The 4,493-nt window shown below is 46.4% G+C and carries 8 protein-coding genes; 6 read left to right on the top strand and 2 right to left on the bottom strand.

All coding sequences use genetic code 11. The features are described 5' to 3' along the window. Window positions 1-130 precede the first annotated feature (130 nt). The 6 genes from ACO54Z_RS05685 to ACO54Z_RS05710 all read left to right on the top strand — a co-directional run bounded on the left by ACO54Z_RS05685 (window position 131) and on the right by ACO54Z_RS05710 (window position 2,987). A complete protein-coding gene (locus ACO54Z_RS05685) occupies window positions 131-1,255 on the top strand; it encodes an ImmA/IrrE family metallo-endopeptidase (protein WP_485996147.1) in 1,125 nt (374 codons plus the stop codon). A gap of 3 nt (window positions 1,256-1,258) precedes the next feature. After that, the gene (locus ACO54Z_RS05690) at window positions 1,259-1,786 is read left to right on the top strand and encodes a DUF4411 family protein (protein ID WP_115612110.1); all 528 of its coding nucleotides are present in this window, start codon (window positions 1,259-1,261) and stop codon (window positions 1,784-1,786) included. 99 nt (window positions 1,787-1,885) lie between these two features. Beyond that, window positions 1,886-2,083, top strand: a complete 198-nt coding sequence (locus tag ACO54Z_RS05695; protein WP_485996148.1) for a hypothetical protein — start codon at window positions 1,886-1,888, stop codon at window positions 2,081-2,083. Between the two features lie 62 nt (window positions 2,084-2,145). Further along, the gene (locus ACO54Z_RS05700; protein ID WP_485996149.1) at window positions 2,146-2,400 is read left to right on the top strand and encodes a type II toxin-antitoxin system Phd/YefM family antitoxin; all 255 of its coding nucleotides are present in this window, start codon (window positions 2,146-2,148) and stop codon (window positions 2,398-2,400) included. Then, window positions 2,393-2,662 carry a Txe/YoeB family addiction module toxin gene (locus tag ACO54Z_RS05705; protein WP_485996150.1) on the top strand — a complete coding sequence of 90 codons (270 nt, stop codon included), beginning with the start codon at window positions 2,393-2,395 and terminating at the stop codon, window positions 2,660-2,662. Before ACO54Z_RS05700 ends, ACO54Z_RS05705 begins: the two co-directional genes overlap by 8 nt. Before the next feature lie 31 nt (window positions 2,663-2,693). After that, a complete protein-coding gene (locus tag ACO54Z_RS05710; RefSeq protein ID WP_485996151.1) occupies window positions 2,694-2,987 on the top strand; it encodes an addiction module antidote protein in 294 nt (97 codons plus the stop codon). Between the two features lie 160 nt (window positions 2,988-3,147). On the opposite strand, the gene ACO54Z_RS05715 is transcribed toward ACO54Z_RS05710, so the two are convergent. Then, on the bottom strand, window positions 3,148-3,516 hold the full coding sequence (locus ACO54Z_RS05715) for a hypothetical protein (protein WP_485996152.1): 369 nt from the start codon (window positions 3,514-3,516) through the stop codon (window positions 3,148-3,150). A 46-nt stretch (window positions 3,517-3,562) separates the two neighbouring features. Further along, on the bottom strand, window positions 3,563-4,435 hold the full coding sequence (locus ACO54Z_RS05720) for a hypothetical protein (protein ID WP_485996153.1): 873 nt from the start codon (window positions 4,433-4,435) through the stop codon (window positions 3,563-3,565). Window positions 4,436-4,493: the final 58 nt, after the last annotated feature.

The raw sequence follows: 4,493 nt of genomic DNA on the forward strand, positions 1-4,493 counted from the left end.
TTGGGCTGCATCATGGTTTGGTTACCGCTATGAGTGAATTGTAAACAGCCCCTAGCGGAAGGACACCGTCATTTTTGGCACGAAAAAAAGCTACAATAAGACGGATTGTTGCAGTCCAACTTTTTCTACCATGGGTTTTGAAATTCGCTTACCGGAAAATACCATCACCAGCGCAGCCGAACGCTTGCGCATGAATGTTCCTGCATTGGCAGAACGGATAGGTGTGACAGAAAAAAAGGCGGACAAATTTGCCCAAGGAATCATGACCCGAAAGCAGGCGGAAAAGCTGGCAAACCTGCTGGAAATCCCTTTTGGTTTTCTCTACCTCCAGGATCTTCCGCATGCCTCTCGTGGCGCGGAATTTCCGGACTTCCGTACGGCACATGATGCCGTCCCGTTGAATGTGGATTTCTTCGACACATTGGCGGACATTCACCGCAAGTTGGACTGGTATGCAGATTACTTGCAAGAGATGGGCGAGAAGGAGAGATTGCCTTTTGTGGGAAAATTCAATCTGCAAGACAGCATTCAGTCAGTCGTTAACGATATTCGCGGCACATTGGGGAGAGTGGCTCGCAATGGCAGCAAAGAAGAATATCTGCGTAATCTGGTTCATGCTTTTGAACAACAGGGCATATTGGTGTTCAGAAATGGCATCGTCGGAAACGCTACGCGGCGAAAGCTTGATCCACAAATGTTTCGCGGTTTTGCCATAGCCGACCCTTATACACCGGCAATATTCATCAACACTAATGATGCCCATGCCGCCCAATTGTTTACGCTATTGCACGAAGCCGCGCATATATGGCTGGGGAAAAGCGCAGTATCCGCACCAACCATATTGCGTGACAACCGCACTGAAAGATTTTGCAATCAGGCAGCCGCAGAATTTTTATTGCCCAAAGCGGAATTCCTTGAAAATTGGCAAGAGCGTGAAACTTTAGATGTGAATCTCGCTGCATTGGCCAAAGAATTTCGCGTCAGTGAATATGTCGTCGCCATCAAGGCGCTGGAGCAAGATAAAATCAGTGCCGAGACTTTCCGACAATGGCAGCAGAGAAAAAAGCTCCCTCCCCTGAAGAAAGGAACAACGGGAGGGGGCGATTTTTACAAAACCCTTCCGGTGCGCAACAGCCGACGTTTAACCGATATTGTTGCCCGCGCGGCACTGGAGAGACGTATCCTCCTGCGTGATGGCGCCCGGCTGCTGAACACCCGGCCGGAAAACGTCATGACCTATCTGGCCAAAGGATGACGTATGCGCTATTTGTTGGACAGCAATATTTTCATCCAATCCGCCAATCTTGAATACCGGCACCGTTTTTGCGCCAATTTCTGGAAACTGCTTGTTGAACTGCATCATCAAGGTCTTGTTTACAGCATTCAGGCCGTAGAAAAAGAAATCAACAATAAAAAAGACGACCTGTCGGCATGGATAGCACAATTGCCGCAAGGATTTTTCCTCGATGAACTGCAAGCGCAGCTGGAATATGCAAACATTATCGGGTGGTCAGTAGGAGAAGCACAATATACCGATGCGGCGAAAAATGAGTTTGCACAAGGCAACAAAGCAGATGCTTGGCTGGTTGCTCTCGCAAAAAGAGAGGGTATGGGGATCATCACGCATGAAACTTACGATCCAAATATCAAAAAGCGTATCAAAATTCCCAATGCCTGTAGGGCTGCCGGTGTAACTGTCGTACCTTTTTATCCTTTTCTTGCCAGTATTGCCCAAGGTAACTTCGACATCAATCATAATGGCGTTACAGACCACTTGCAGCAATAGCCATTAGATGCATGGCGCAAAAAAAGCTGAAGCAGGCGGTGATAGCTGCCCCACCTACAACACAGCGAAGCCGAAGCAAAGAAAGCCGCCGAGGCAGAAATGAAGCGCATCAAGACCCGCGCCCTCTCGCTAAACCTTGCGTTTGGCCGCGCCGAACTGTTCGCCGAGCAGCCGCTAAAAGTCGAGGGATTCAAGCCGCAGATTGACGAAATCCGTTGGTTTATCAAAGAGATTACGCACACCCTCGGCGAAGGCGGCTACACCGTGCAAATCAGTTGCGCGGAGATGGAAGTGTAAGTCGCCTTGCGCGGCATCTGCCCCGCGACTATACTCGTACAAAATACCGTACAGGAACAGCCATGCAAACCATCTCTTTCAGCGACGCCCGCAGCAACCTCAAACACGTCCTTGACCGGGTGGCGAACGACCGCGACATTACTCTCATCACCCGCCGCAACGGCGAAGATGCCGTCGTTATGTCGCTCGATACCTACAACAGCCTGACCGAAACCCTGCACCTGCTGAAAACGCCCGCCAACGCCGCGCACCTGCAACGCTCCATTGCCCAGTACCAAAACGGCCAGAGCGCCCCGCAGGAACTCGCCGATGACTGAACGCCTGCTCGCCTTCACCGATGAGGCGTGGCAGGATTACCTTTACTGGCAGGCACAGGACAAAAAGACCCTGAAACGCATTAATTTGCTCATCAAGGAAACGCTGCGCGAACCCTTTGCCGGCATCGGCAAACCCGAAGCGCTCAAGGCCAATCTGGCAGGATTCTGGTCGCGCCGCATTGATGACAGCAACCGCCTGGTTTACGCCGTGGACGAACGCGCGCTGACGATCATTTCCTGCCGCTATCACTACGGCAAATGACGATGGATGGTGCAAACTTTGGAGGATTGACATGACCCGTATCGCTGACCTGCCCACCTTCGACATGGCCGAACAACTCCGCGACGCGGAAGACATCGCGGCCTATCTGCAACTGGCGCTGGATGATGAAGACCCGGCCGAACTGGCGCATGCGCTGGGCATTATTGCCCGCGCGCGCGGCATGACGGAAATCGCGCAAAAAAGCGGCATGAGCCGCGAAGCACTTTACAAGGCATTGCGCCCGGGCAGCGACCCGCGCTTTGCCACCATCAGTAAAGTCATGAAAGCGCTGGATATCAAACTGACCGCGACACTAAACCCTTGAAATTCACACTCATCAAATATTGGTCGCGCCGCATTAATAAAACACGCTGCCTAGCTTTATGCGCTGGATGATCACGCTATCACCCTTATCGCTTGCCGATATTATCGTATTATGGATAAGAGCCGAATCCAGACACTAACCAAAAAGATAACACCCATCATTAAGTAATTTTTATCACTAATGAAAACTGCCAAAAACAAATCGCCAGCAACAAAAGGCCGTATAGGAAAAGGAATACAATAAAATCCAAAACAATCATACAAGAAATGCTAAGCCATAATATGGCTATCAACGCAAGAACTGATATGGAAAACCAAACAATGATGGAGTATAAAAAAAGTTTTTTTAAGTTAACAAGATGACCAGAAGCATTCAATTGTTTTGCCAATGGCGTATTGATCGCTAAAATCATCGTCAATACGGCAAGTAAAAAGCCCGACAGCATAATGGCATACTGCGCAAGATTGTTGAGTAATAAACCAACCTTATCCGCGTGTTCGCTGTAAAAAGAATGCACTTTATCGTGCAACCTCCATGCCACTATACCCGCCAAACACGGGAAAAAATCATAAATCCTAGAGAACTTCATCAATATCAGTTTTGTTGCTATTGTAGACATCAAGCAGTCTATCAAAAATTACGGCACGCAGATGCTCTAAATTTTCATCCGGTGCTATGTCAAACTGACTCCTTAAAAAATCCTCAACAAGATCAACCGAACCATTAGGGTCTTTGCTGTGGAAGTAAGCCTTTTCTGTACGACTACCCCATTTTTTGAGTAGATCTTGAACTACGGTTGAAATATTTTCCAAAGGCAATTTTTTATGCTCGGACGAGACACTCAATTTTACCGACTGTGAGGATGGTGACATCTTTTTGAGTGAAATAAGCGCATCACTTAGGAGATCACCAAAATATTCAGTATTATAAAACTCGGGATTTTCAGGAACGGAAACTTTAATCTCATACCGGCGATACTCATACACTCCGGAAAGAATTTTTTGCAATGCCCCCTTTTTAATCAGCCTAACAATATCTAAATTATATTGGTAAGAAAGCGCTTTTTTCCAGTAATCAATAAATTTACTAATATACGCTCCATTCTTATTTACTTGATAAATAAGAACATCCCTTTTGGTTAAAATAAACTGATTCCAATCAGTCAAAAACTCATCTGCATTTAAAGGTAACAAACTGTCAATATCAGGAGAATTATTTCCACGCTGCACAATGATAGGCTTATCATTTTGATTGCGGTATTTCCGAATCTCACCCTTTAAAAAATCTTCATTTTTGTCTTTAATGGTGACTTTATACTCATCATCCCCAATTGAAATAACCTGATATTCCTTGTTGGTAAGAATTTTAAATAATGAATGTGAGACATTATTGTCATCTTTAAGGATTATCCGATAAAAATCAACTTTATAAGTTTTATTCTTTTTCATTTATTGGTGGTGTCCTAAAATGTATGCTGCCTCAAACAAATCCGTAGTTGATATAGAA

The organism is Cardiobacterium sp. (assembly GCF_057314735.1).